Origin of the sequence: Enterobacter cloacae complex sp.6700776 (assembly GCF_048284255.1) — a bacterium.
Lineage (GTDB): Bacteria > Pseudomonadota > Gammaproteobacteria > Enterobacterales > Enterobacteriaceae > Enterobacter > Enterobacter intestinihominis.
On the sequence record NZ_JBLVYK010000005.1, the window covers coordinates 1 to 24,639 of the forward strand.

26 protein-coding genes are annotated in these 24,639 nt (G+C 56.1%); 10 read left to right on the forward strand and 16 right to left on the reverse strand.

Annotated elements, in window-relative coordinates:
* Positions 1–153: 153 nt before the first annotated feature.
* Positions 154–840: an enterobactin synthase subunit EntD gene (entD, locus tag ACNQ0T_RS09770; protein ID WP_023299550.1), complete on the forward strand. Its 687-nt coding sequence runs from the start codon at positions 154–156 to the stop codon at positions 838–840.
* On the opposite strand, the gene ACNQ0T_RS09775 is transcribed toward entD, so the two are convergent.
* The 7 genes from ACNQ0T_RS09775 to betT form a co-directional block, all read right to left on the reverse strand.
* Positions 779–1,618, reverse strand: coding sequence for a metal ABC transporter permease (locus ACNQ0T_RS09775; RefSeq protein ID WP_323633338.1), 840 nt, complete (start codon positions 1,616–1,618; stop codon positions 779–781). The genes entD and ACNQ0T_RS09775 overlap by 62 nt on opposite strands.
* Positions 1,615–2,463, reverse strand: coding sequence for an iron/manganese ABC transporter permease subunit SitC (gene sitC / locus ACNQ0T_RS09780; protein WP_063137873.1), 849 nt, complete (start codon positions 2,461–2,463; stop codon positions 1,615–1,617). The genes ACNQ0T_RS09775 and sitC overlap by 4 nt, the downstream gene beginning before the upstream one ends.
* Positions 2,460–3,266, reverse strand: coding sequence for an iron/manganese ABC transporter ATP-binding protein SitB (gene sitB, locus ACNQ0T_RS09785; RefSeq protein ID WP_023299548.1), 807 nt, complete (start codon positions 3,264–3,266; stop codon positions 2,460–2,462). The genes sitC and sitB overlap by 4 nt, the downstream gene beginning before the upstream one ends.
* Positions 3,267–3,268: 2 nt before the next feature.
* Complete coding sequence (locus tag ACNQ0T_RS09790) at positions 3,269–4,180, reverse strand: metal ABC transporter substrate-binding protein (protein ID WP_417929971.1); 912 nt, start codon at positions 4,178–4,180, stop codon at positions 3,269–3,271.
* A 211-nt stretch (positions 4,181–4,391) separates the two neighbouring features.
* Positions 4,392–4,676, reverse strand: a complete 285-nt coding sequence (gene nadS, locus ACNQ0T_RS09795; protein ID WP_003858821.1) for a NadS family protein — start codon at positions 4,674–4,676, stop codon at positions 4,392–4,394.
* Between the two features lie 2 nt (positions 4,677–4,678).
* On the reverse strand, positions 4,679–4,933 hold the full coding sequence (locus ACNQ0T_RS09800) for a hypothetical protein (RefSeq protein WP_046620628.1): 255 nt from the start codon (positions 4,931–4,933) through the stop codon (positions 4,679–4,681).
* Between the two features lie 138 nt (positions 4,934–5,071).
* Entirely contained in the window at positions 5,072–7,105 is a 2,034-nt protein-coding gene (gene betT, locus ACNQ0T_RS09805; RefSeq protein ID WP_022647365.1) for a choline BCCT transporter BetT, read from the reverse strand.
* A gap of 128 nt (positions 7,106–7,233) precedes the next feature.
* Between betT and betI the strand changes: the two genes are divergently transcribed.
* From betI to ACNQ0T_RS09830, 5 genes are all read left to right on the forward strand, one after another.
* Positions 7,234–7,821, forward strand: a complete 588-nt coding sequence (betI, locus tag ACNQ0T_RS09810; RefSeq protein WP_003858827.1) for a transcriptional regulator BetI — start codon at positions 7,234–7,236, stop codon at positions 7,819–7,821.
* 13 nt (positions 7,822–7,834) lie between these two features.
* Positions 7,835–9,307 (forward strand): betaine-aldehyde dehydrogenase, encoded by a 1,473-nt coding sequence (gene betB / locus ACNQ0T_RS09815; protein WP_417929973.1) that lies wholly within the window; start codon positions 7,835–7,837, stop codon positions 9,305–9,307.
* Between the two features lie 13 nt (positions 9,308–9,320).
* Complete coding sequence (gene betA, locus ACNQ0T_RS09820; RefSeq protein WP_417929975.1) at positions 9,321–11,000, forward strand: choline dehydrogenase; 1,680 nt, start codon at positions 9,321–9,323, stop codon at positions 10,998–11,000.
* A gap of 273 nt (positions 11,001–11,273) precedes the next feature.
* The gene (locus ACNQ0T_RS09825; RefSeq protein ID WP_023299541.1) at positions 11,274–12,014 is read left to right on the forward strand and encodes an SDR family oxidoreductase; all 741 of its coding nucleotides are present in this window, start codon (positions 11,274–11,276) and stop codon (positions 12,012–12,014) included.
* 33 nt (positions 12,015–12,047) lie between these two features.
* Positions 12,048–13,742 carry a thiamine pyrophosphate-binding protein gene (locus ACNQ0T_RS09830; RefSeq protein WP_023299540.1) on the forward strand — a complete coding sequence of 565 codons (1,695 nt, stop codon included), beginning with the start codon at positions 12,048–12,050 and terminating at the stop codon, positions 13,740–13,742.
* Between the two features lie 32 nt (positions 13,743–13,774).
* On the opposite strand, the gene ACNQ0T_RS09835 is transcribed toward ACNQ0T_RS09830, so the two are convergent.
* The 5 genes from ACNQ0T_RS09835 to budA all read right to left on the reverse strand — a co-directional run bounded on the left by ACNQ0T_RS09835 (position 13,775) and on the right by budA (position 18,448).
* Entirely contained in the window at positions 13,775–14,473 is a 699-nt protein-coding gene (locus ACNQ0T_RS09835; protein ID WP_417929976.1) for a GNAT family N-acetyltransferase, read from the reverse strand.
* Between the two features lie 107 nt (positions 14,474–14,580).
* Complete coding sequence (locus ACNQ0T_RS09840) at positions 14,581–15,054, reverse strand: cold-shock protein (protein ID WP_022647360.1); 474 nt, start codon at positions 15,052–15,054, stop codon at positions 14,581–14,583.
* A gap of 130 nt (positions 15,055–15,184) precedes the next feature.
* On the reverse strand, positions 15,185–15,955 hold the full coding sequence (locus ACNQ0T_RS09845; protein ID WP_022647359.1) for a (S)-acetoin forming diacetyl reductase: 771 nt from the start codon (positions 15,953–15,955) through the stop codon (positions 15,185–15,187).
* A 20-nt stretch (positions 15,956–15,975) separates the two neighbouring features.
* Positions 15,976–17,655: an acetolactate synthase AlsS gene (alsS, locus tag ACNQ0T_RS09850; RefSeq protein WP_022647358.1), complete on the reverse strand. Its 1,680-nt coding sequence runs from the start codon at positions 17,653–17,655 to the stop codon at positions 15,976–15,978.
* Positions 17,656–17,668: 13 nt separating this feature from the next.
* Entirely contained in the window at positions 17,669–18,448 is a 780-nt protein-coding gene (budA, locus tag ACNQ0T_RS09855; protein WP_088581799.1) for an acetolactate decarboxylase, read from the reverse strand.
* Positions 18,449–18,553: 105 nt separating this feature from the next.
* Between budA and ACNQ0T_RS09860 the strand changes: the two genes are divergently transcribed.
* The gene (locus ACNQ0T_RS09860) at positions 18,554–19,450 is read left to right on the forward strand and encodes a LysR family transcriptional regulator (RefSeq protein ID WP_023305644.1); all 897 of its coding nucleotides are present in this window, start codon (positions 18,554–18,556) and stop codon (positions 19,448–19,450) included.
* A 226-nt stretch (positions 19,451–19,676) separates the two neighbouring features.
* Here the strand turns inward: ACNQ0T_RS09860 and cspA are convergent, their stop codons facing one another.
* Positions 19,677–19,889, reverse strand: coding sequence for an RNA chaperone/antiterminator CspA (gene cspA / locus ACNQ0T_RS09865; RefSeq protein ID WP_022647355.1), 213 nt, complete (start codon positions 19,887–19,889; stop codon positions 19,677–19,679).
* Positions 19,890–20,592: 703 nt separating this feature from the next.
* On the opposite strand from cspA, the gene ACNQ0T_RS09870 reads away from it, so the two are divergent.
* The 3 genes from ACNQ0T_RS09870 (at position 20,593) to ACNQ0T_RS09880 (ending at position 22,189) form a co-directional block, all read left to right on the forward strand.
* Entirely contained in the window at positions 20,593–21,048 is a 456-nt protein-coding gene (locus ACNQ0T_RS09870; protein ID WP_023305643.1) for a hypothetical protein, read from the forward strand.
* A gap of 200 nt (positions 21,049–21,248) precedes the next feature.
* Entirely contained in the window at positions 21,249–21,659 is a 411-nt protein-coding gene (locus ACNQ0T_RS09875; protein ID WP_023299534.1) for an ASCH domain-containing protein, read from the forward strand.
* Positions 21,660–21,859: 200 nt separating this feature from the next.
* Entirely contained in the window at positions 21,860–22,189 is a 330-nt protein-coding gene (locus tag ACNQ0T_RS09880) for a type II toxin-antitoxin system HigB family toxin (protein WP_032671566.1), read from the forward strand.
* Between the two features lie 83 nt (positions 22,190–22,272).
* Here ACNQ0T_RS09880 and ACNQ0T_RS09885 read toward each other — a convergent pair whose 3' ends face one another.
* From ACNQ0T_RS09885 to ACNQ0T_RS09895, 3 genes are all read right to left on the reverse strand, one after another.
* Positions 22,273–22,836 (reverse strand): hypothetical protein, encoded by a 564-nt coding sequence (locus ACNQ0T_RS09885; RefSeq protein ID WP_417929978.1) that lies wholly within the window; start codon positions 22,834–22,836, stop codon positions 22,273–22,275.
* A 132-nt stretch (positions 22,837–22,968) separates the two neighbouring features.
* Positions 22,969–23,307 (reverse strand): barstar family protein, encoded by a 339-nt coding sequence (locus ACNQ0T_RS09890; protein ID WP_023299531.1) that lies wholly within the window; start codon positions 23,305–23,307, stop codon positions 22,969–22,971.
* Positions 23,307–24,639 (reverse strand): RHS repeat-associated core domain-containing protein (locus tag ACNQ0T_RS09895; RefSeq protein ID WP_417929980.1); only part of this gene is annotated, 1,333 nt, incomplete at its 5' end. The genes ACNQ0T_RS09895 and ACNQ0T_RS09890, both read right to left, overlap by 1 nt.

The following is a 24,639-nucleotide window of genomic DNA, read 5'->3' on the forward strand; positions in this document are numbered from 1 at the left end:
ACCACCACCGCCGTATGTTCCCCTCACCCTAACCCTCTCCCCGGAGGGGCGAGGGGATTGCTCAGTGCTCGCATTAATTTGTGGGGAACCCTCAGCCCAAAGGGAGAGGGCCGGGGTGAGGGCATCAGGCCGCACAATACTGAAGGGAAAACCATGCACACAACCCACAGCACATTTTCTCTCGCCGGCCACACCCTTCACCGCATCACTTTCGACCCCACCACCTTCACCGACGCCGATCTCCTCTGGCTGCCCCATCACGCACAGCTGGCTGACGCCGGACGCAAGCGCAAATCCGACCACCTGGCAGGCCGCATCGCCGCGGCGCATGCGCTAAACGAGCGCGTAATCCCCGGCATCGGACCCAGCGGCGAACCGCTCTGGCCGCAAGGTATTTCCGGCAGCATCACCCACAGCGGCACGCAGGCGATGGCCGTCGTCACGCAATACCCTGCGCTTATCGGCATCGATTGTGAAACGATCCTTTCCGAAAACGAAGCCTGGGAAATCAAAGACGGCATTATTGATATGCAGGAAGAACCTGTGCTTTCCCGCTCGGGATACCCGTTCGCCCTCGCCCTGACGCTGGCGTTCAGCGCCAAAGAGAGCCTGTTCAAGGCCCTCTTTCCGCAGGTGCAGGCCTGGATGGGTTTTGACAGCGCCCGCATTACCCTGCTCGACGACAGGACGCTTACGCTGGCATTGACCCGTCAACTTGCAGGCTTTGAGGAAGGCACTGCCTTCACCCTTCACTGGCAGCAGCACGGCGAACAGGTCATCACCCTGCTGTCACACGCTCCTGCCGACGTGCCTTCACGCTGGTCACCACAAACGTCATGATAAACACCATCGCGAACAGGACCACAATGGTCGGCGCGGGCGCGCTGTCGAGATAAAACGAGGCATAAACGCCGCTTACCGACACCAGCGCTGAAACGGCGACCGCCACCAGCAGCGCCATGTGAAAGCGTCGGGTGATCAGCACCGCCACCGCGCCGGGGGCAATCAGCAGCGAAATCGACAGAATTATACCCACCGCTTTCAGCGTCGCCACGATGGTCAGCGAAACCATGCACAGTAAGCCGTAGTGCAGCCAGCGGGTGCGCAGGCCGCTCGCCTGCGCCTGCTGATAGTCAAAGCAGAACAGCAGAAAATCGCGCCACTTCAGGCCAATCACCAGCGCAATCAACCCCGCGACGAGACCGCTTTGCAAAATGTCCATCCCGTTAATGCCCAGCATATCGCCGAACAGAATGTGGTCGAGATGCACCTCAGGTTTGACGGCGATATAGAGGATCAGCCCGGCGCCGAACATGCCGGAAAAGACGATCCCCATAACCGTATCTTGCTTGATTCGGCTGTTATCCTTCAGGTATCCGGTGGCGACCGCGCAGAACAGACCAGCCACGAATGCGCCCAGCGCCAGCGGCAGGCCCATCATCCAGGCCAGCACGACGCCGGGAAACACCGCGTGGCTCATGGCGTCGCCCATCAGCGCCCAGCCTTTCAGCACCAGAAAAACCGACAGCAGCGCGCAGGGCACGGCCACCAGGAGTGAAATCAGCAGCGCGTTGTTCATAAACGCAAAATGGAACGGTTCGAGGATCAGCGTCATCATGGATGTGCCTCCCGCGCCCGACGGCGGCTGGCAAGCAGCCCGTGCTTCGGCGCAAAGACGAACGCCAGCAGGAACAGCAGCGTCTGGGCGACCACGATAATGCCGCCGGTGGCGCCGTCCAGGTAATAGCTGGCCCACGCACCGAGGAAGCTGGTGATGCTGCCAATGGCGACGGCAATCATCAACAGGCGCGGGAAGCGATCGGTCAGCAGCCAGGCGGTCGCACCGGGCGTAACCACCAGACAGATCACCAGAAATGCGCCGACGGTTTGCAGCGCCGCCACGGTAGAGACCGCCAGTAGCGTAAAGAAGAGAATTTTCTGACGTTCCGGGCGCAGACCGATGGCGCGGGCGTGGTTCTCATCAAAAAAGGTCACCATCAGATCTTTCCATTTGAACAGCAGGATAACTATCGACACCACGCCGATAATCGCCAGCTGGACGATATCTTCCGGGGCGATGGCGAGAATATTGCCGAGGACGATGGTCTGAATGTTCACCGAGGTCGGGTTGAGTGAGACCATAAACAGCCCCAGCCCGAAAAACGAGGAGAAGATCAGCCCGATAATGGCGTCCTCCTTCAGGCGGCTGCGCTGGTTGAGAAACAGCATGCTGCCCGCCGCCAGCCCGCCCGATAAAAACGCCCCCAGCGAGAACGGCAGTCCGAGCATGTAAGCGCCCGCTACGCCCGGCACGATGGAGTGCGACAGCGCATCGCCGATCAGCGACCAGCCTTTGAGCATCAGATAGCAGGAGAGAAACGCGCACAGCCCGCCCACCATCGCCGAGACCCACATCGCGTTGAGCATGTACTCGTAGCCAAAGGGTTCGAGAAGCGCGTTCATTTGGCCTCCTGTCGGTGCGTGACGAAGGGGCGTTCGTCGTCGGTAATAATGCGATCTTCCGAGCCGCTGAGCACCACGTGGCGCAGCACGCCGCTAAAGGCGCGCTCAAGATTCTCGGCGGTAAAGGTGATATCCGTCGGGCCGCTCGCCAGCACGGTGCCTTTGACCATCACCGTGTAATCGCAGAATTCCGTGACCGAGCCCAGATTGTGGGTCGAAACCAGCATCGTTTTACCCTCGTCGCGCAGCTCCCGCAGCAGGCTGATGATCCTGGCTTCGGTTTTGACGTCCACGCCGGTAAACGGCTCGTCGAGCAGGATCACCTCGCCCTGCTGGGCAATCGCCCGCGCCAGAAACACGCGCTTCTTTTGGCCGCCGGAGAGCTCGCCAATCTGCCGATGACGCAGCTCAAGCATATCCACGCGCTTCAGGGCGTCGGTTACAATCTGCCTGTCGCGCTCTTTAGGCCGACGCAGAAACCCCATATGCCCGTAGCGGCCCATCATCACCACGTCCTCGACCAGCACCGGAAATGACCAGTCGACCTCTTCCGACTGCGGCACGTAGGCGACCAGGTTCAGGCGCAGCGCCCGGTGAGGCGGAAGCCCGAGAATGGAGATAGTGCCGCTCGCCGCCCGCACAAAGCCCATCACCGCCTTAAACAGCGTGGACTTGCCGGAACCGTTCACCCCCACCAGGGCGGCAATCGATCCGCCCGGCACGCTGAACGACGCGTCGCGCAGCGCCGTGTGGCCGTTGCGGTAGGTCACGGTCACGTCGGTTACAACAATCCCCTTCTGCATGGTTACTCCTTCATCCCGTCGCGGATGCCCTGCACCAGCGTGCGGGTGGTGACGTTCAGCAGATCGATATAGGTTGGCACCGGGCCGTTTTCTGCACTCAGGGAGTCAACGTACAGCACGCCGCCGTAATGGGCGCCGGTTTCCCGCGCCACCTGACGAGCGGGCTTATCCGAGACGGTGCTTTCGCTGAACACCGCCGGAATGTGATGTTTTTTCACCAGATCGATAACCTTGCGCACCTGCTGCGGCGTGCCCTGCTGATCGGCGTTGATCGGCCACAGGTACAGCTCTTTCAGGCCCAAATCCCGCGCCAGATAGGAGAACGCCCCTTCGCTGGTCACCATCCAGCGTTTGTCTACCGGGATCGCCGTGACCTGCTTGCGCAGCGGTTCGAGAGTGGCGGTGATCTTCTGCTTGTAGGCGTCGGCGTTACGCTGATAGGTCTGCGCGTTGGTCGGATCGTACTTCACCAGCGCGTCGCGAATGTTATCGACGTAAATCAGGGCGTTGTCCGGCGACATCCACGCGTGCGGGTTGGGCTTGCCGTTATAGGGCCCTTCGCTGATGCCCATCGGGGTGATGCCTTTGGTAACAATCACCTCCGGCACGCCGTTCAGATGCTGATAAAAGCGCTGGAACCACAGCTCCAGATTCATGCCGTTCGCCAGGATCAGCTGCGCCTTCTGCGCGCGTTTGATATCGCCCGGGGTGGGCTGGTATTCGTGAATTTCCGCGCCCGGTTTGGTGATGGAGGTGACCTCTGCGGCATCCCCCGCTACGTTTTTCGCCATATCAGCGATAACGGTAAAAGTGGTGATGACCTGGAACTTTTCAGCCGCCAGCGCGCCGGTTGTGGTCGCGGTCATAAGCAGCGCGCCGAGCAACAGACGCTTCAATCCTTGCCGTGGATGCATCGCAGAAGTCTCCTGAGGTGATTAAATTAAAAGCAAAATTAGCCCGTGCTATAAGGTATAGCACAGGCTATATTTAAATGAAAATAGTTATCATTAAAGTTATGTCAACGGAGGGAGAGCCTGATGGCGCTTCGCTTATCAGGCCTACGGTAAAGCAGTTTTGGAGTTTTGTAGGCCGGGTAAGCGCAGCGCCACCCGGCATAAGGGCGACTCACTGCCCGGCAAGTGCCTTATAAAATGCAGGATTCTCCCGAATCACATTAAGTACCTTCGCCGCCAGCCCGGTTGGGTTGCGACGTTTAGACTCCCAGCTCTTTATCGTATCGACGCTCGTGCCAAGCGCCTTCGCCATTTCGCTTTGCGTGATATTGAGCTGCTCTCTGATGGCGCGCACATCAGCAACTTCATAGCGGGTTACCCGGGAAGCGGCTTTTCTTCCGTTATGGATCTCAACGGCCTCTTCAAGCGAAGATTTTAATTCATTAAAAATACTCATTATCAGCCTCCACCTGCCTGATTAGGGTACATAGTACACCTCAAATTTACGGCACTGGAAGCAGTATTTTTCAGAATGGAAGTCAGCTTTTTAAGTTCTGCTTTCTCTGTCTGTGTCAGGCTGTCCTTTATGCATTTTGGATAGGCCATAATGAAATAGATCACCTCTTGCAGATCCTTTAATTCATCATCCGTAGCAATGCTTTTAATCTGTCGGGTAAAGAGTGATGTTTCGATAAACTCTATCGCATGACTCATCCATAGTTCCTTCCCTAAACGCAGCAAAAGCCCGAATGCTTCAGCATCAGGCTCTTGCTGCATGGTTACTCTTCCTTGAGTAATGCTGCGCCAAATAACTGTATTTATATACAGTCTGAAGGTATTTTAAGAATCCGTTTAGACATCCGGGAACATCACGCTATTCCCCGGCGCTTCCCTGTGGAGATGGATAAAGTTCAGGTGCCGTTCATACTGGTCCAGAATATCCGTAATTACCTGCTCCTTGCTGTAATCCATCAAATCATTCCCCTGGCTCCCTTCCAGCAGGAAGGTCTCCAGCCGGTAGTAGGTCGATTTCCCGCTGCGCGCCCGGTAGGTGAACCCTGGCACCGAATACTGCTGCGGCCAGATCTGATAAACAAAGTTCTGCTCGTCGCCCATGTGCACCAGCAGATCCAGGTGCCCCAGGGTTTCGCCCTCTTCCGGCGGCAGGTTTTTCAGCTCCACGTAGGCGCCACGCAGCTTCAGCTCCTGCGCCACCTCTTCCATCGCCGGGAAGCAGACCGTCTCCATCATCTGGCTGGTGTAGCGCGTGCCCGGGTAGTTCATCAGGCGCGACAGGCGTTTCTTCCAGCTCAACCTGTCCTGTGCGCCCATCGGCCGCGGCGCGGTGTCGCGGCTGGCGCTGACGCGGCGGTAGTCTTCCACCTTGAGCGATTTATACAGCCCGGCCATCACGAAGAAGATCACGAAGCTGAACGGCAGGCCCATGATCACCGTGGTGTTCTGCAGCGCAGAGATACCGTTGGTCATCAGCATGCCGAGCGTCAGCAGGCCGATGGCGACGGACCAGAAGATGCGCAGCCAGTTCGGCGCATCGCTGTTGATGTCTTTAAGCTTCGAAGTGAAGTTCCCCAGCACCAGCGCGCCGGAGTCCGCCGAGGTGACGTAGAACAACAGGCCGGTAATGGTTGCTACGGACGCGCTAAAAGTAAACGCCGGGTACTGCGCCAGCAGGCTGTAGAAGCCGCGCTCCGGGTGCACCATCGCTTCCTGCGCGAAGGTCGCATTGCCGTGGATAATTTCGTGCAGCGCGCTGTTGCCGAAAATCGACAGCCACAGCAGGGTGAAGGTGAACGGGATGATCAGCGTGCCCATCACGAACTGACGGATGGTGCGCCCACGCGAAATTCGCGCCAGGAACAGGCCGACAAACGGCGACCAGGCCACCCACCACGCCCAGAAGAAGAGCGTCCAGTTGTTCATCCACTCCACCGGGCGGTCAAAGGCGAAGCTGTTCAGCGTCATGCCCATAAAGCGGTTCACGTAATCACCTACGTTGAGCACCAGGGCGTTGAGCAGGAACGAGGTGTCGCCCATAAACAGCACGAACAGGATCAGCCCCAGCGCCAGCGCGACGTTCAGCTCGGAGAGCACGCGAATACCTTTATCCACGCCGGAGGTCACCGAGATGGTAGCGATGATCACCGACAGCGCAATCAGCGCCGCCTTCGCCGCCATCGAATCCGGGATGTCAAACAGCACGCTCAGCCCGTAGTTAAGCTGCACTACGCCAATCCCGAGCGTGGTGGCGATGCCGAAGATGGTGCCGATCACCGCCGCGATATCGACGCTGTGGCCAATCGGGCCGTTGATCTTTTTCCCGAAAATCGGGTACAGCGCGGAGCGGATGGTTAGGGGCAAATTATAACGATAGCTAAAGTATCCGAGCGCCATGCCCATCAGGGCATACATTGACCAGCCCGTCAGGCCGTAGTGGAACAGCGTCCAGACCATCGCCTGACGCGCGGCCTCCATCGTCTGCCCTGCCCCTTCCGGCGGCTGCATATATTGCGTGACCGGTTCCGCCACGGAGAAGAACATCAGGTCGATGCCAATGCCCGCGGCAAACAGCATCGCGGCCCAACTCAGCAGGCTGAACTCGGGCTTGGACTGCTCCGGCCCAAGCTTCACCGAACCGAAGCGCGAGCAGGCAATGCAGACGACGAAGACGATATAGAGCGTCGCCGCCAGAAGGTAGTACCAGCCGAAGGTCTTCGACACCCAGTTCAGGGTGCGCCCAATCCACTCGGCAGAAAAATCACGAAAGAAGATGGTCGTCAGGGAAAACAACAAAATCAGCCCGGCGGACGTAAAAAAAACGACCGGGTTGATTTTGTCTTTTTCTCTGTCTTGTGAAAGGTCTGTCATCCAGTATCCCCACTGTTTTTGTAACTATTAAAATCCAAAATCGCAACAATTAAGACACATTTTATATTGAACGTCCAATCAAAAACCGCTTTAATAGATTACCAACGCTGATGAATGGAGTGGCAAAAATGCCCAAAGTGGGGATGCAGCCGATCCGGCGCAGGCAGCTCATCGATGCCACGCTGGAAGCAATTAATGAAGTGGGAATGCATGACGCAACCATCGCGCAAATCGCCCGTCGGGCGGGCGTGTCCACGGGTATCATCAGCCACTATTTCAAAGATAAAAACGGTCTGCTGGAAGCAACCATGCGCGACATCACCGGTCAGTTACGCGATGCGGTATTAAGCCGTTTACGCGCCCTGCCGGACGGCAGTGCAGAGCAGCGTTTGCAGGCGATTGTCGGCGGCAATTTTGATGAAACCCAGGTCAGCGGCGCGGCGATGAAGGCCTGGCTGGCCTTCTGGGCCAGCAGCATGCATCAGCCGATGCTCTATCGTTTGCAGCAGGTCAGCAGCCGCCGGTTGCTCTCAAATCTGGTGTACGAATTCCGCCGCGAACTGCCGCGTGAACAGGCTGAAGAGGCGGGCTACGGGCTCGCCGCACTGATTGACGGGCTGTGGCTGCGCGCCGCGCTCAGCGGCAAACCGCTGGATAAAACCCTGGCCCAGTCGCTTACCAGCCACTTTATCAGCCAGCATTTACCGACCGACTAACCGAGGAGGAAGCATGTCCCGAATGGCAGAACAGCAGCTTTATATCAATGGTGGTTATACATCCGCCACCAGCGGTCGCACCTTCGAGACCATCAACCCGGCCAACGGTGAAGTTCTGGCGAGCGTGCAGGCCGCCGGGCGTGAAGACGTGGACCGCGCCGTGGATAGCGCAAAGCGCGGGCAAAAAATCTGGGCGGCGATGACCGCCATGGAGCGCTCGCGCATCCTGCGTCGCGCCGTCGATATCCTGCGCGAGCGCAACGACGAGCTGGCAAAGCTGGAAACCCTCGACACCGGTAAAGCGTTTTCTGAAACCTCGACCGTCGACATCGTCACCGGCGCGGACGTGCTGGAGTACTACGCGGGGCTGATCCCGGCACTGGAAGGCAGCCAGATCCCGCTGCGCGAGACCTCCTTCGTCTACACCCGCCGCGAGCCGCTGGGCGTGGTGGCGGGCATCGGCGCGTGGAACTATCCGATCCAGATCGCCCTGTGGAAATCCGCCCCGGCGCTGGCGGCGGGCAACGCGATGATCTTCAAGCCGAGCGAAGTAACGCCGCTTACCGCCCTGAAACTGGCGGAAATCTACACCGAAGCGGGCGTGCCGGACGGCGTGTTTAACGTTCTGCCGGGTGTGGGCGCGGAAACCGGCCAGTACCTGACCGAGCATCCGGGCATCGCCAAAGTCTCCTTTACCGGCGGCGTCGCCAGCGGCAAAAAGGTGATGGCAAACTCGGCGGCCTCGTCCCTGAAAGAGGTGACGATGGAGCTGGGCGGTAAATCCCCGCTGATAGTGTTTGACGATGCGGATCTGGATCTCGCGGCAGATATCGCCATGATGGCCAACTTCTTCAGCTCCGGTCAGGTGTGCACCAACGGCACCCGCGTGTTCGTGCCCGCGAAGTTCAAAGCCGCGTTTGAGCAAAAAATCGTTGAGCGCGTGGGCCGCATCCGCGCGGGCGACCTGTTCGATGAAAACACTAACTTCGGCCCGATGGTCAGCTTCCCGCACCGCGACAGCGTGATGCGCTACATCGCCAAAGGCAAAGAGGAAGGTGCGCGCGTGCTGTGCGGCGGTGACGTGCTGAAGGGTGACGGCTTTGATAACGGCGCGTGGGTTGCCCCGACCGTGTTCACCGACTGCACCGACGAAATGACCATCGTGCGCGAAGAGATCTTCGGCCCGGTGATGTCCATTCTTTCCTATGACACTGACGAAGAGGCCATTCGTCGCGCCAATAACACCGACTACGGTCTGGCGGCGGGCATTGTCACCGCCGATCTGAACCGCGCCCACGGCGCTATTCATCAGCTCGAAGCGGGCATCTGCTGGATCAACACCTGGGGCGAATCCGCCGCGGAGATGCCGGTGGGCGGCTACAAACACTCCGGCATTGGCCGCGAGAACGGCGTCATGACGCTTCAGAGTTACACCCAGGTGAAGTCCATCCAGGTTGAGATGGGTAAATTCCAGTCCATATTTTAACCGGGAGGTTTATTTGCAATTTGACTACATCATTATCGGGGCCGGCTCTGCCGGCAACGTTCTGGCAACACGACTGACTGAAGATCCGAACACCACCGTCCTGCTGCTTGAGGCGGGCGGGCCGGACTACCGCTTTGACTTCCGCACCCAGATGCCTGCCGCGCTGGCCTTCCCGTTGCAGGGCAAGCGCTACAACTGGGCGTATGAAACCGAGCCAGAGCCTTTCATGAACAACCGCCGCATGGAGTGCGGACGCGGAAAAGGGCTGGGCGGCTCGTCGCTGATCAACGGCATGTGCTACGTGCGCGGCAACGCAATGGATCTGGACAACTGGGCGAAAGAACCGGGTCTGGAGCACTGGAGCTATCTCAACTGCCTGCCCTACTACCGCAAGGCAGAGACCCGCGACGTGGGGCCGAACGACTACCACGGCGGCGACGGTCCGGTGAGCGTCACCACCTCTAAGCCGGGCGTGAACCCGCTGTTTGAAGCGATGGTGGAGGCAGGCGTGCAGGCGGGCTACCCGCGCACCGACGATCTCAACGGCTATCAGCAGGAAGGCTTTGGCCCGATGGATCGCACGGTCACGCCGCAGGGCCGACGCGCCAGCACCGCGCGCGGCTATCTGGATCAGGCCAAACCGCGCCCGAATCTGACCATCCGCACCCACGCCATGACCGATCACATTATCTTTGACGGCAAGCGCGCGGTGGGCGTCGAGTGGCTGGAAGGCGAAAGCACCATTCCGTCAAAAGCGACAGCGAAGAAAGAGGTACTGCTGTGCGCGGGCGCTATTGCGTCACCGCAGATCCTCCAGCGCTCCGGCGTGGGCAACGCTGAACTGCTGAAGCAGTTTGATATCCCGCTGGTACATGATTTACCCGGCGTGGGGGAAAACTTGCAGGATCACCTGGAGATGTACCTTCAGTATGAATGCAAAGAGCCCGTTTCCCTCTACCCTGCCCTGCAGTGGTGGAACCAGCCGAAGATTGGCGCGGAGTGGCTGTTTGGCGGCGCAGGCGTGGGCGCGAGCAACCACTTCGAAGCGGGCGGGTTTATCCGCAGCCGCGAGGAGTTCGAGTGGCCGAATATTCAGTATCACTTCCTGCCGGTAGCGATTAACTACAACGGCTCGAACGCGGTGAAAGAACACGGTTTCCAGTGCCACGTCGGCTCCATGCGCTCGCCGAGCCGCGGGCACGTACGGATTAAGTCCCGCGACCCGCATCAGCATCCGGCGATCCTGTTCAACTATATGTCCCACGAGCAGGACTGGCAGGAGTTCCGCGACGCGATCCGCATCACCCGCGAGATCATGCACCAGCCCGCGCTGGACAAATACCGCGGTCGTGAAATCAGCCCGGGCGTCGAATGCCAGACCGACGAACAGCTGGACGAGTTTGTGCGTAACCATGCCGAAACCGCGTTCCATCCGTGCGGCACCTGCAAAATGGGCTATGACGAGATGGCGGTGGTTGACGGTGAAGGCCGCGTTCACGGGCTGGAAGGATTACGCGTGGTGGATGCGTCGATCATGCCGCAGATTATTACCGGCAACCTGAACGCCACCACGATTATGATCGGCGAGAAAATTGCTGATGCGATTCGCGGGCGCGAGCCGCTGGCGAAGAGCACGGCGGCGTATTACGTGGCGAACGGCGCGCCGGTTCGTCAGGCATTACAGAACGTTTAATATTCTGCCCTCTCCGTAAAACGAGAGGGTTTTCAATACATCCCTTCATTACGATAATATTTTTCGATAACTATAAGAAATAAATATTACCCGGCAATTATTTTGTTCATTTAAAAGTCTGTTGACACTGCTCCCGTAATTCAACTAAGTTTAATCGAATGTCTTTCCATTCGAAATATACAATATATTTTAAACTGAAATTAAAGAAAGCGTCATTATTCTTTAATTCTCTCCTGCCTTTATTTTTGCATCACTCAACCGCGAGATAAGATCATGAATAATAGTGCAAACAACGTTGTTGTTATCACCGGCGCCAGCAGCGGTATCGGTCAGGCTATTGCCCTGTATTTAGCGAATAAGCCTTTTTCTCTGGTACTGGTGGCGCGTCGCCTGGACAGAGTTAACGCCCTGGTGGATCGCATCATCCAGCAGGGCGGCCGGGCGATTGCCGTGAAGGCGGACGTGACCCGTCAGGAGGAGGTCCAGCACGCGATTGACGCTGCCGTTGCCGCATACCAACGTGTCGATGTGCTGATCAACAACGCGGGCTTTATGGCTATCGCCCCCATCAGCGAGCGCAAGACCGACGAGTGGGATCGGATGATCGATACCAACCTCAAAGGCGTTTTATACGGCATTGCGGCGGCGTTACCGGTGTTCCAGCGCCAGGGTGGCGGGCATTTTATTAACGTTGCGTCTGTGGCCGGTATTAAAGTGCTTGCGCCCGGCGGCGTGGTCTACAGCGCCACGAAATTCGCCGTCCGCGCGCTGAGCGAAGGCTTGCGTCAGGAGGTGGGTAAAACGGTCCGCACTACGCTTATTTCTCCCGGTGCGGTCGAGAGCGAACTGCAGTTCGGCAGTTCTGACGAAGAGAGTAAAAAATTCCTGCATGAATTTTATAAGCAGGCTATTCCGGCAGATGCCATTGCGCGGGCCGTATTATTTGCTATCGAGCAGCCTGATGATGTTGATGTAAATGAAATTGTCGTCCGGCCAACGCAGGAAGAATTTTAGCATGACTTAAATAACGCTGAATGAGGTGTCATTATGATTAAGTCATTAACGTCCTTATCAGATTTAAATATGCGAACAGGTGCCGACATTCTTCTTGAAGTGCTGGAGAGTGAAGGCGTGGAATATATTTTTGGCAACCCCGGCACCACCGAACTTCCGCTCATTGATGCCCTGCTCCGGCATGAAAATATTCACTATATTCTGGCGCTTCAGGAGAGCACCGTGGTGGCGATTGCCGACGGCTACGCGAAAGCCTCCGGCAAAACCGGTTTTATCAATTTGCACACCGCCAGCGGTCTTGGGCACGGAATGGGAAATTTAATCAACTCGCGGATCATGAAAACGCCGCTGGTTGTCACCGTCGGGCAACAGGACACGCGGCACTACGTGCGCGACCCGCTCCTGTACGATGACATAGTCTCCATTGGATCGCCGGTGGTGAAATGGGCGCAGGAGGTCACTAGCGCCGACCAGCTCCCGGTGCTGGTGCGTCGCGCGTTCCATGCTGCCAGCTATCCCCCCGCCGGGCCCGTATTGCTCTCTCTGCCAATGAACGTGATGGAAGAGCTGAGCGACGCCGGGATACAAACGGCCTCCAAAGTGAACTATCACACCGTCGCGGGCTCCCTGGACGAGCTGGCGGCGGACCTGAGCCAGGTTACGCCCGGCAGGATCATGATTGTGGCGGGGGATGAAGTTCACTCCAGCGGCTCGACGCCGGAGATTGTCCAGCTTGCAGAAGCGCTAGGTGCACACGTTTACGGCTCATCGTGGCCGTTGAATTTGCCCTTTCCCACGCAGCATGCCCTCTGGCGCGGCAATATGCCTACCACCGCCAGTGAAATTGCCAGCATCGTTAATGCCTACGACGCGGTGTTTATCATTGGGGGCAGAAGCCTGATCACCATATTATACAGCGAAGGAGACGCGATTCCGGGCTCATGCGCGGTCTACCAGCTCTCCGCCGACATGAACGAGCTGGGCCGCACCTACGCTACACGCCTGTCGGTGATGGGGGATATAAAACTCTCCCTGAAGGCGCTCTTACCTCTGCTTCAGCAGCGCCTGGTGGCAGGCAAATTGACGCATCAGCGGCTGCTCAAAACGGCACGCGCTGAACGTGAAAAAGAGTGGCAACTGCAGGAAGAACGTCTGGCTGCCGAGCGGCTGCGCCCGGCCATTTCGCCAATGGTGGCGGCCTATGAAGTCATCAAAGCCGTTCCGCCGGGCGTCACCATTGTTGATGAAGCGATTGCCACAGCCAGACATGTCCGACGTTTTATCTCCGACACGCAGCACCAGCGCTACTATTTCATGCGCGGCGGCGGTCTGGGCTGGGGTATGCCTGCGGCGGTGGGCCACTCGCTGGGGCTGGGCCGCGAGCCGGTAGTGTGCCTGATGGGCGACGGCGCCTCGCTGTATTCGCCGCAGGCGCTCTGGACGGCAGCACACGAAAACCTGCCGGTCACCTTTATCGTGATGAATAACCTGGAGTACAACGTTCTTAAAAACTTTATGAAAGGACAGCCGGGTTACAGCTCGACGCAGTTGGGGCGCTTTATCGGGATGGATCTGATTAATCCGCACATCGATTTTCAGTCGCTGGGCACCGCCATGGGCATTCGCTGTTGTCGGATAACCGATGCTGCAGACATCGCCGAAGCGGTAACCCGCGGACTGCAGTCAGGAAAAACCAACCTGATTGAAATCGCGATTTCCGCGGATTAACTGCATCCTGCGCTGTACCCTACATAAAAAGCTTATAAACGAAACGCCTCCAGCCGCTTAATCTGCCGCCCCTGGGCGTCAAAATTCTCCGCCGCCAGCCAGGCGCGCAGCTCCGTGTCCCTTTGCGGCCACTCGCCGTCAATAATCGAAAGCATATCGCTGTCGCGGTTGCGTCCTTTGCGCACCAGCTTCTGGCGCAGACGTCCCTCCCAGACGAACCCCAGCCGCTCCGCCGCGCGGCGTGAGGCGGTGTTCATCGAATCGCATTTCCACTCCAGCCGACGATATTTATGCTCAAAGGCGTTTTTCAGCAGTAGCCACACCGCTTCGGTGCCAATGCGGGTGCCTTTCATCTTGCGCGACCAGGTGACGTGGCCAATTTCCACCGTTCCCAGAAAGCGTTCAATCGCCATATAGCTCACCAGCCCTACCGCCTTTTCGGTGCGCAGATCGATAACGGCAAAGGGCACCAGGTCGTCATCCAGCACCTTTCCGAGCACCCAGTGCGCAGTAGCCTCAACGCTCACAGGCTGGGTGCTGGCAAGCCACGTCCAGTCGCTGTCATCGCCCAGTGTGTAAGCTTCAAACAGATCCGCCGCGTGGCGTTCTGCGTCCAACGGTTCCAGACGACAATACTGGCCGGTTAGCGGCGTGCGAGTTAGCGCTCGGGCACATTTCCAGTCGGGGACGATATCGTTAACGGTTTGACCATGTTGATTGATTTCGGGCACGGCGGTGACTCCCTGCAAGGTAAGGAGTTTGTTATAGCAGGTTAAAAAGCGGTCGAAAAGGAAGAACGTGCAGGCCGGGTAACGCGTAGCCGCCACCCGGCATAAAATTACTTCAGCAGCTTAACCGTGGCGTCGATGTCGATTTCATCTTCGGTGAAGATCATCGTCGTGTTCTGGAAGGTGGTGATCGCCAGCTTCTTCACCGTGCGCATCTCGCCCGGCTTTTTCTCACTTTTCGGCTTGATGCTGTTCATCAGTAGCCCCACCGACAGCACCGCGTTCTCTTTGTCGATTTTGGTCTCAACGGGCTCTTCTTCGCTGAACACCACGAAGGATTTGATCGAGGTGAGCTTCACGCGCTCGCCCGCGATATAAAGATGCTTGCTCTCCGGGATCACCTTCACCGCATACGCGGAAAGGCCTTTGGTGTTGGTGGTGGGTTCGAAGGTCACCGCCGCATCTTTCTTAATCAGATCAGGGTTGGCGACCTTAATCACGTGAAAATAGCGGTTGTCGCCGTTTTCATCTTTGATAAATCCGAAGCCTTTATCTTTAAACCACGTTGTGATTGTACCGTTCATCGCTGTTACCGCCTGTCAGATCTTAAGACTAAAGTTTTGCAGCGCGCAGTGTAATGCACAATGGCTGAGGAGACAAAAAAAAGCCCCTGCACGGGAGCAGGGGAAAGTTCATGTCAGAGCTTATTAGAATTTAGTTGAACACCATCCCACCATCAATCAGCAGCGACTGACCGGTCATGTAGTCGGAGTCTGGTCCGGCGAGGTAAGAGACGCAGGCGGCCACATCTTCCGGTTCGGACAAACGGCCAAGCGTGATGCGTTTGGCAAAGGTTTCCGTTCCGTAGCCGAGCGGTTTACCCGCCGCCTCGGAGACCTGACGGTCGATCTCCGCCCACATCGGCGTTTTGACGATGCCCGGGCAATAGGCGTTAACGGTGATCCCCAGCGGCGCGAGATCCCGCGCGGCGGTCTGGGTTAAACCGCGCACCGCGAACTTGCTGGAGCTGTACACCGCCAGTTCCGGGTTGCCGGTATGGCCCGCCTGGGAGCAGGCGTTGATGATTTTACCGCCGTGCCCCTCTTTGCGGAACGCGTCAATCGCGGCCTGAATGCCCCAGATCACCCCTTTCACGTTGATGTTGTAGACCTTGTCGACAATTTCCGGCGTGATGGATTCGATAGGGGTAGACGGCGCCACCCCGGCGTTATTGACGATGACGTTGAAGCCGCCCAGCGCGGTGCGGGCTTTTTCCACCGCCGCAAACACCTGGTCGCGGTCAGAGACGTCCACCTTCACGGCGACGGCCTTCCCGCCGTTGCGGGTGATTTCATCGGCAACCGCTTTCGCCGTCTCTTCGTTGTAATCCGCAATAGCGACGGCAAAGCCGTCCTTCACCAGGCGAAGCGCGATCGCTTTGCCAATCCCCTGGCCGGAGCCGGTTACGAGAGCCACTTTTTGCATTTCTCTGTCCTTATATTGATTCACAAAATCTGGCTGAGATGGAGCTGGCCCATCAGCAGCGGGTTATCGCTGTAGTCGACGGGAATGGCCACCACGGCCGGGCCATCGACATCCATTGCGGCACGCAGCGTCGGTTCGAGCGCGTCGGCGCTCTCGACGGCAAAGCCTTTCGCACCGAAGGCGTCGGCATAGGCTTTGAAATCGACCGGGCCAAACTCCACGCCGGAGAGACGCTGGTATTTTTTCTCTTCCTGGATCGCCACCATGTTGTAGGCGTTATCCACCCAGATGATGTGCAGCACGTTGGCATTGAGGCGCACGGCGGTTTCCAGCTCCATGCTCGACTGCAAAAATCCGCCGTCCCCGGAGACCGACACCACCTTGCGCCCCGGGTTGACCAGCCACGCGCCAATCGCCCACGGCAGCGCCACGCCCATGGTCTGCTGTCCGTTGGAGATCATCACCTGACGCGCGCGGAAGCTGTAGAGGTAGCGGGCGATCCAGATGTGGAAGCTGCCCATGTCGACGGTGAGCGTTACGTCGTTATTCACGATGTCCTGCATGGCGCGCACGATGCGCAGCGGATGCAGGGCAAACTGGTTTAGCGATGCGCCGCGACGGTCGAGGAGGTCACGCTGATGCTGGCGATCGACAAGAATTTCCGAGGCGCGCTGGCTGAGTTCAAGTTTGTGCTCGATTCGGCTGGCAAGCAGATTCAGCGTGGCGGCAATATCCCCGACCAGTTCCAGATCGGGAACATACTTGCGCTCCTCATAGGCGGGCAGCACGTCAATGTGCACCAGCGTCGCGTCGCCGCTGTTCCACATGGACGGCTCGTATTCCACCGGGCTGTAGCCGATGCAGATAATCAGATCCGCCAGATGCAGCAGCCGATCTCCGGCCTGGTTGTTGAACAGGCCGACGCGTCCGGCGAAGCGGGTGAAGTGTTCCTGATTCACCGCCCCGGCGGCCTGATAAGTGCTGGTGACCGGAATGCGGCTTTTCTCCAGCAGCGTGCGCAGCGCGGCGCTGTTCGCGGGCTGGCTGGCCATCAGGCCGAGTAAAATGACCGGGTTTTTGGCGTTCTCGATAAGCTTCGCCACGTCGTTAATGGCGGACTCCGGTGCCGGGCCCATCAGCGCCGGGCCGCTGGCGGGTAAAATCGCCCCCGTGGTGGGCTGGTCGACAATATCCTGCGGCAGGCTGACAAACGCCCCGCCCGGCCTGCCCTGCTCGGCAGCGCGAAACGCGTTGGACACCACCTCGGCAATCGCGTCCGGGGAGTTCACTTCTACGGCGTATTTGGTCACCGGGCTGAACATGGCGACAGTGTCCATGCTCTGGTGCACCAGCTTGGCTTTATCCGCCCGCTTCACCGCCCCGCCCAGCGCGACGACCGGGTCGCCTTCGCTGTTGGCGGTGGCGATGCCGGTGATCAGATTGGAGCAGCCCGGCCCGGAGGTGACCAGCGCGACTCCGGCCTTGCCGGTTAACCGCCCTACCGCTGCCGCCATAAACGCCGCGTTCGCCTCGTGACGCACCGGGATAATCTCGATGGAGGAGTCCAGCAGAGAGTCAAAGACCTTGTCGATCTTCGCGCCCGGGATCCCGAACACCTGCTTCACGCCCTGCGCTTCCAGCTGGCCGACAACCATATCGGCGCCGTGCGCCCACTGACGTGACTGTTTCTCACTGTTCACGGTAGTTCTCCTGTTAGTTTTCGACGGCGCGGATAGCCGCATCAAGGTTGCTGGGGTGCAGGTTGGCCTGTAAAAACGCGCTGTCGGCGGGCAGGTCAATCATCAGCTTGTGGATTTCGCCGAAGGTGAGCACGCCGCTCTCCAGCTGATAGTCGAGCAGATGGCCGCCGCCCTGACGGTCGTCGGTGATAAAGTGCTCGTGATAGCCCGCCACGTTGATGCCCTGCATATGCTGCGGGGTGCGGAACCCGACCAGCACGCCCTCGCGCTGGTTAAAGCGGAACACCGGCTGGTCGTCCAGCACGTCGGTCATCGCCCGGTACGGCGGCGTCTGGCGCGGAACGGTGCGGGTATGCGCATGGCGGAAGTTGCCATCGATGCGCAGCGCGCAGAACAGGTTATCGGAGGGGATCTGCTGGTCGATCACGTCGTGGATCTGCTGACGGCTGACCGGACCGTTAAAGGTTTTGCGGTACTGCGGCTGGAACCAGGTCATCACCGCGAACGGCGTTTTTTGCTCCGGCTTCGCGGCGCGGGCGCTGCCGTCGGCGCGCAGCTGGTACACCTGGCTGCTGAAGGCAATCATTTCACCGTCCAGCTCGTTAAAGGTGCCGAGACCAAAATCACCGTGTGCCAGCAGGTCGGCGATCGTCGTCTCCCCTTCGTAGACGCCGCTTAGCAGGGCGCTCATTAGCGATGTCTGATAGATCACGCTGTCAGGATGCTGAGCCGAGAACCCACGCAGGGTCTCGCATAAACTCGCCTCACAGTCGCATGCAGATGAATGCATCATCATGCCCGTCCTCTTCAACTTTATTTATAAAGGTTAAATAAATGTTGACCCGATTCAGCAGAGAGTTCCAATATAAAATCCATGCTGGTTTGAGACGTTTTTGATATGGAACTTCGTTATCTGCGCTATTTTGTCGCGGTTGCACGCGAGCGACACTTCACCAGGGCGGCCAAAGCGCTGGGTATTTCACAGCCTCCACTGAGCCAGCAGATTAAACGGCTTGAGGAGGAAGTGGGCACACCGCTGTTCAGGCGCCTGACGCGGGGCGTGGAGCTGACCGAGGCGGGAGAAGCCTTCTATGAGGACGCCTGTAAGATCCTGGCGCTGAGCGACGCCGCGCTGGAGAAAGCCCGGGGCATCGCGCGCGGCCTGAACGGCAGCCTGTCGATTGGCATCACCAGCTCCGACGCCTTTCATCCCAAAATTTTCGCGCTGATTCGTCAGTTTCAGGTGCAGAACATGGCGGTGCAGGTTCACCAGGTGGAAGCCAATATGTCTTCGCTGACGACAATGCTGGCGGAGGGTGAACTGGATATCGCCTTTGTGCGCCTGCCGTGCGAAAGCAGCAAGGTGTTCGAGTTGAAAATCCTCGACCGGGAGCCGATGGTGGTGGCGTTGCATCGCGATCATCCTCTGGCTGCGTGCGATTCGCTGGCGTTAGAGCAGCTTCGGGATACACCGGTGGTGCTGTTCCCCCAGGAGGTCGCGCCGGGGCTGTATGACCGCGTTTACGGCAGCTGCGAGCGGGCCGGAGTCGATATGCAACACACGCTGCAATCTTCACAACTTTCCTCTTCTCTGAGCATGGTCTCCGCTGGCGGCGGGTTCGCGCTGGTGCCGAAATCGATGGCCGCTATTTCTCCGCCGAATGTCACCTACCACGCGCTGAGCTCACCGGAGCTTTATACCGATATCGCGCTCTGCTGGCGGCGCTTTGAACGCTCACGGACGGTGAAACGGTTTCTGGCGATGATGAGCGAGGGGGAACGGGAGCAGGGATGAACCTTTTCAGAAACTGCGGACTGTATTGATGCCCAATTTATTGCGAAGCAGTTTTTGAGGCTGAATTTGAAGGGAGTATGGGCAGGCTGCCATATAAAACTCAGTACCATTACCCTTTAAAAATAAAAAACCCGCACAGGTGCGGGTTAATTTTTATCAGTACAGCTTAACTGCTCGGACTATTGTCTTCATCGCTATCGTACGCCGCACTGATATTTAGCGCGGGTTACAGTGGAGAAACGTTTCCAGCTGCTGGACCTTTTGCGCCATTCTCAATGGTAAAGGAAACTTTCTGACCTTCATCAAGCGTTTTGAAGTTGTCGCTCTGAATTGCAGAGAAATGTACGAATACATCTTTGCTGCCGTCGTCAGGGGTGATAAAGCCAAAACCTTTATCTGCGTTGAACCATTTTACTAAACCAGTCATTTTATTAGACATAGATAAATCCTTAATTTATGAGCCACTTAAGCGCGGCGATGATGGCCTGTATTTCGAGAGTTACTTATTTGGCACTTAGGAGGAGGCTCACGAAGAAGGAGTATCTACTGATAACACCTGAACTGAGGACTGCTTTACTAAAACTGCTTTCATAAGGTCTGTATTCCAAACCGATGACGCTATTAAGACACAGCGAAATTTATTGCGCAATGATTATTATTATTTATTTTAACCATTTAAACGCCCGGATGGCTGGTCGCGGTGCCAGACATCGTTCTGGCTTGAGGTCTACCATGTACTACAAAATGGCTACGCTTTCACTGTGCCGGGAGTTTGGGGTGTTTTGTTCACAGGCGGGAAAATCCTCCCGCGCGACGCAGACATCATTAGAAGGGATGCTCAAAATGAAAAGGTCTGCGTAAGACGTAACCGCAGTGCAAACTGTGCCCGGGGGCGCTGCGCTTGCGCGGGCCTACGGGTCGTATCGCGGTGGTTTTGGAGGCCGGGTCGGGCGTAGCCGCCACGCGGCAATCCCCTTCTGGAAGCCGCCTCGCAAACCTGCAAGCAACCTTATGTAATTCAGGGTTATCCCTTTTCATCCCTTCTTCACGGTCGTAAAGTGCCTGCGTTGCGGCACATCCGTAACCGGGCGTAGGAACCCGTTAGCATAACATGACACTTTTCTGCACGACGAGGATGCTAAATGGCTACTACACCTAACTTTTCTTATGCGCTCTCTGAAGAAAGCGCTGTTCATCAGCTCATCAACGCTTCAATTTCCGATTTTGCGAATCTTTTCGAGCTGGCTGATACCTGCGCCGCGTATGTCAGCGTGCTGGTGGAAACTGACGACACAGTGACGTTTACCACGCTCTGCAAGCGATTGCTGGCCGCGCTGAAGCGGCTGCGTGAGTGCTGTGACTCAGAGCTTCCGTCGTATCTGGTTGAGCAATTGATTGCAGGTGAAAAGATTACTTCCTGCGTGCCGGACTGCTGGCAGGAAACGGTGTTGCAGGTGGATTATGCCGTGGCATTAACGCTGGCGGTGATGGGCGGGACACTGCCTGCGAGCGTGGCGAAAGAACTCACCGGGCTACTGCATGATATGGTCTGGTTGCTGGCAGAGTTTGTGAAGGAGCCGTATATAACGACGCACTGAGGCGGGTGATGGGAGGCCGGAGTTCTGCTGGGTAAGAAGCGGATCCCCGGCCATACGCAAAATTTAATGTTGTTTTTGAATGTCTGGTAAGAGCGAAGAGCGGACAAAGTAGCAGAGGGAAAGCATCAATGTTAATGTCCGGAAAGTTCATGTTAAAACTCTGTATGACATTTTTCATCGACGATTAAAAAGGGCTCTTAATGGCTACTGTTGAGGTATTAAAAGTAAAGTATCCAGGCGCAGATGCCTGGCAAATGGGAGACAGCCCGGAACTGGCCAGCGAGCTTGCGGACCTGATTAAAAAAGGGATTAAAACGGCCTCCTGCGGATCCTTTGCCTCTTACCAGCAAGAAAAGTCTGCCCCGAGGATTGGAAGCTATAACATTATCCTTGATGGCCTGAATGCCCCGGTCTGCGTGACCCGGCTGGTTTCAATGCGACTGGTGCGTTTTTGTGATGTGACTGAGGAGTTTGCCCGCAAAGAAGGTGAAGGCGATTTAAGCCTTCAATACTGGCGAAATGAGCATCAGCGATTTTTTACCCGCGAAGGTCATTTTTCTAAAGATATGGAGTTGATCGCAGAAGAATTTGAAGTGGTTGAAGTGCTGTAAGACGAGAGAGTCCGGCTGGCGTCTGCTGCTATTAATAACAATGTCCGCTCCTGGCACAAAGTGGACATTTCTTTCACAGTCACCTCTTACAGTGTTCACACTCATTAAATGATCGCCTTTATCACGAGCAAATGAAAACTGCAATCCATGACAATTCCCACATTCTCAACCCGCCGACCACCACCTTAAATGTTTCCAATCTGGAAACAAGGGGCAAAAATGCCCGCAGTCTCAAGAGCGCTTTCGACGCGGCCACCAGACATTTTCCTATTCAAGAACTCGCTCTGGAAGATCTTTACTGGGTACTAAAAGGAGACCACTACCCATCACCAGACGACATGCGAAAGCGCTTCCCCAGCCGGGAGAGGATGAAATACCGGGAAAAATGGTGGGTCATTGACGTAGGTGGCGGGTATTTAAGAGTAATGTTATTTACTGATTTTGAGCGCGGAAAGCTCTTCATCAAACACACCAGCACTCACGCAGAGTATGACAAGCTCACGTACCTCTACCGGAGAACGAAAGAATGAACTTTGCAGCAGCCATCAAAGCGGCGAACAATCTGACAAGCGAGGCATATCCCATTCATTTATTTAAATAAAAAACATGTACCCTAGCCATAAAAATAATCATAGAATGCATTAAAACCTTCATTACCGATAAGAGGCGCAATTCTTTTCCGCAACTCATCAATAAAGTCACCTTTCACTTCGTCATTATCATCTGCTATATCAAAGATACCGTATTGACCATATACCAAATCAATAAGCTCAGCTAATGAAAATATAAATCCAGAGAGACTGCTAGCTATTTTAAATGGTTCAATTACATCATAACTAGCATAGACAGAGGTATTCCCTTCTTCGATAACCGCAATTAAAGGTTTACCTCCACCTAAATCATCACCAATAACAAGATAATTATCCGGTAAGTATTCATAACCACTTTGAGCCTTCGAGAGCTCACTGATAGAGTGAATTTTAATTGGCGCGAAGCCTGTTTCAATGTTTAATTTTTCCGGATTGTAATTTTTATATAAGTAATCAACATCTGTGGAACGAGGTAGGTTGGTTGGAAATGCATTGTCCAAGTCATTAACGGTATTGAAATTTCCGGATACCGAGTATTCATTACAAATAGCGGCTAGTTGCTTCAACGCCTCTTTAATCCCTCTCATCAGCCCTCCCTAAAGTATCTATGATTACACTCCACATAGTGAGTGAAAAATATACTTTCCGCAACATACTTCCGTTCAGAATAATATCAATTAATAAAAAACAGGCGAATTTTTCTTTTCGCCCGCCATATTTCACTTATGTTGTGCACAAAGCAATAACAAGATAGTTGGCTCCTCACCAAATAAAATACTTCTATTATTTACCTCTTGAATTGACAAAAGAAAATCATGCTTCAATCCCTCATTCAAATTGTTGATATTACTTATCTTAAGTAATAAAAACTCGTCTTGCTTTAAGTTTAAAGATGTCATCCCCTCTTCTGGGAATCGCAAACTAGTCAGGCAATCTATGAATGCATGGAAATTATTACCATAGAAATCAGGAAAGCCAAACAAGTGCTTAACCCTATCATGAAATTCTGTAACATCATTTATTTCTTTAAAGTCAATAGATAAAGTAATTACTTTCATTACTTCCATCCTCCCAGACCGATCTCTATGAAAGTGTTGTAATGGTCGTGACTATAAAATGCTTGACCTGTTTTTGTATCCACAACTATACGCCTGGCTCCTCGATTTCCTACACCAGGTGTTTTTATTGTCCATTCTCTATAAGGACCGCTTCCTGTATTAAGGCGCTGACTATCTGGTGAAATTTTGAAATTATTTTCAAAAGGTATTCCATCACGAGGAAAAGCTGGTCTATTCAATTTAATATTATCGATTGTTTTTTGTACTTCCCTCATTTCTGAGGCGGTCATTTTATGCCCCCATTTTTCGTTTACAACAGCATGAAATTCTTTAGGATTCTTTGCTGAATGAGAATATTTAAGACCCAGCGGATCAATCCACCCCAACGGATTCGGCGCATACTGATATAGGTTCCACCCACCATTCAACCCAATCGGATCCTGCACAATAAACCGCCCGACCTGCGGGTCGTAGTAGCGGAACAGGTTATAGTGCAGTCCCGTCTCACCGTCAGCGTACTGCCCGGCATAGCGAAGCGGCTGGTGTGCCATCGCCGTGCGATTCACAAGCCGTGAGAACCCTTCGCTCTGATGGCGCACCTCGCCAAGGCTGCCGTACTGGCCGCTCCAGCGCACCGCGCTGCGCTCGTCTGTGACCTCCAGCGGAGCACCGTTCAGATCGGTATTGAACCAGTAAATCTCACCGCTGCTCTGGTCACGAAGGTGATCCACACGCGCCAGCGGGCTCCAGGCTTCATTCGGGTCGTATAAATACGTGCTGCACAGCCCGCTCTCTTGCTGCTCCTGCAGCAGGCGATAGCCCTGCCACAGGAAGCGGGTGTCGGTGGTGCCGTGCGTCGTGGTGACGATTTTGCGCGTGCGGCGGCCCAGCGCGTCGTAGTGATAGCGCGCCTCAAAACGCCCTTCCGGCCCGGTTCCGCGGGCGGATACCAGCCGGTTCTCGGCGTCATACGCGTAATGCTGTTCATACAGCCCGTTGCGGCGGCTGACCAGGTTGCCCCAGTGGTCGTATTTCATGAAAAGCGCCTGCCAGTGCTGGAGGCGGTTATCCGTGACCGGTGCCGCAGCGTCACTGGCGGCGAGGTTATCCGCGGCGTCGTAGCTGAACTGCGCGCGGCTGTGTCCCTGTCGGGCCTCGTAGTGCTTCAGCAGACGCCCTTCGGCGTCGTAGCCGTAGTCCACCTCACCACGCAGTGTATCGCTGACGCCGGAAAGCTCACCGCGCGCGGTGTAGCGATACAGGCGTTCCAGTAGCGCCTGCTCCGGCAGGGTCACGTCCGTGCTCAGTTCGCTGCGCTGCAGGGTGCGTCTG

Excerpts from the sequence above, each read along its gene's own strand:
- budA (WP_088581799.1), bottom strand. The coding sequence starts at position 18,448 with ATGATGCATTCATCTGCATGCGACTGTGAGGCGAGTTTATGCGAGACC.
- nadS (WP_003858821.1), bottom strand. The coding sequence starts at position 4,676 with ATGAGTATTTTTAATGAATTAAAATCTTCGCTTGAAGAGGCCGTTGAG.
- ACNQ0T_RS09890 (WP_023299531.1), bottom strand. The coding sequence starts at position 23,307 with ATGAAAGTAATTACTTTATCTATTGACTTTAAAGAAATAAATGATGTT.
- ACNQ0T_RS09800 (WP_046620628.1), bottom strand. The coding sequence starts at position 4,933 with ATGAGTCATGCGATAGAGTTTATCGAAACATCACTCTTTACCCGACAG.
- ACNQ0T_RS09830 (WP_023299540.1), top strand. The coding sequence starts at position 12,048 with ATGATTAAGTCATTAACGTCCTTATCAGATTTAAATATGCGAACAGGT.
- ACNQ0T_RS09790 (WP_417929971.1), bottom strand. The coding sequence starts at position 4,180 with ATGCATCCACGGCAAGGATTGAAGCGTCTGTTGCTCGGCGCGCTGCTT.
- betI (WP_003858827.1), top strand. The coding sequence starts at position 7,234 with ATGCCCAAAGTGGGGATGCAGCCGATCCGGCGCAGGCAGCTCATCGAT.
- sitB (WP_023299548.1), bottom strand. The coding sequence starts at position 3,266 with ATGCAGAAGGGGATTGTTGTAACCGACGTGACCGTGACCTACCGCAAC.
- betB (WP_417929973.1), top strand. The coding sequence starts at position 7,835 with ATGTCCCGAATGGCAGAACAGCAGCTTTATATCAATGGTGGTTATACA.
- ACNQ0T_RS09870 (WP_023305643.1), top strand. The coding sequence starts at position 20,593 with ATGGCTACTACACCTAACTTTTCTTATGCGCTCTCTGAAGAAAGCGCT.
- ACNQ0T_RS09860 (WP_023305644.1), top strand. The coding sequence starts at position 18,554 with ATGGAACTTCGTTATCTGCGCTATTTTGTCGCGGTTGCACGCGAGCGA.
- ACNQ0T_RS09875 (WP_023299534.1), top strand. The coding sequence starts at position 21,249 with ATGGCTACTGTTGAGGTATTAAAAGTAAAGTATCCAGGCGCAGATGCC.
- ACNQ0T_RS09840 (WP_022647360.1), bottom strand. The coding sequence starts at position 15,054 with ATGAACGGTACAATCACAACGTGGTTTAAAGATAAAGGCTTCGGATTT.
- cspA (WP_022647355.1), bottom strand. The coding sequence starts at position 19,889 with ATGTCTAATAAAATGACTGGTTTAGTAAAATGGTTCAACGCAGATAAA.
- ACNQ0T_RS09885 (WP_417929978.1), bottom strand. The coding sequence starts at position 22,836 with ATGAGAGGGATTAAAGAGGCGTTGAAGCAACTAGCCGCTATTTGTAAT.
- ACNQ0T_RS09775 (WP_323633338.1), bottom strand. The coding sequence starts at position 1,618 with ATGATGACGCTGATCCTCGAACCGTTCCATTTTGCGTTTATGAACAAC.
- entD (WP_023299550.1), top strand. The coding sequence starts at position 154 with ATGCACACAACCCACAGCACATTTTCTCTCGCCGGCCACACCCTTCAC.
- sitC (WP_063137873.1), bottom strand. The coding sequence starts at position 2,463 with ATGAACGCGCTTCTCGAACCCTTTGGCTACGAGTACATGCTCAACGCG.
- betT (WP_022647365.1), bottom strand. The coding sequence starts at position 7,105 with ATGACAGACCTTTCACAAGACAGAGAAAAAGACAAAATCAACCCGGTC.
- ACNQ0T_RS09845 (WP_022647359.1), bottom strand. The coding sequence starts at position 15,955 with ATGCAAAAAGTGGCTCTCGTAACCGGCTCCGGCCAGGGGATTGGCAAA.
- ACNQ0T_RS09825 (WP_023299541.1), top strand. The coding sequence starts at position 11,274 with ATGAATAATAGTGCAAACAACGTTGTTGTTATCACCGGCGCCAGCAGC.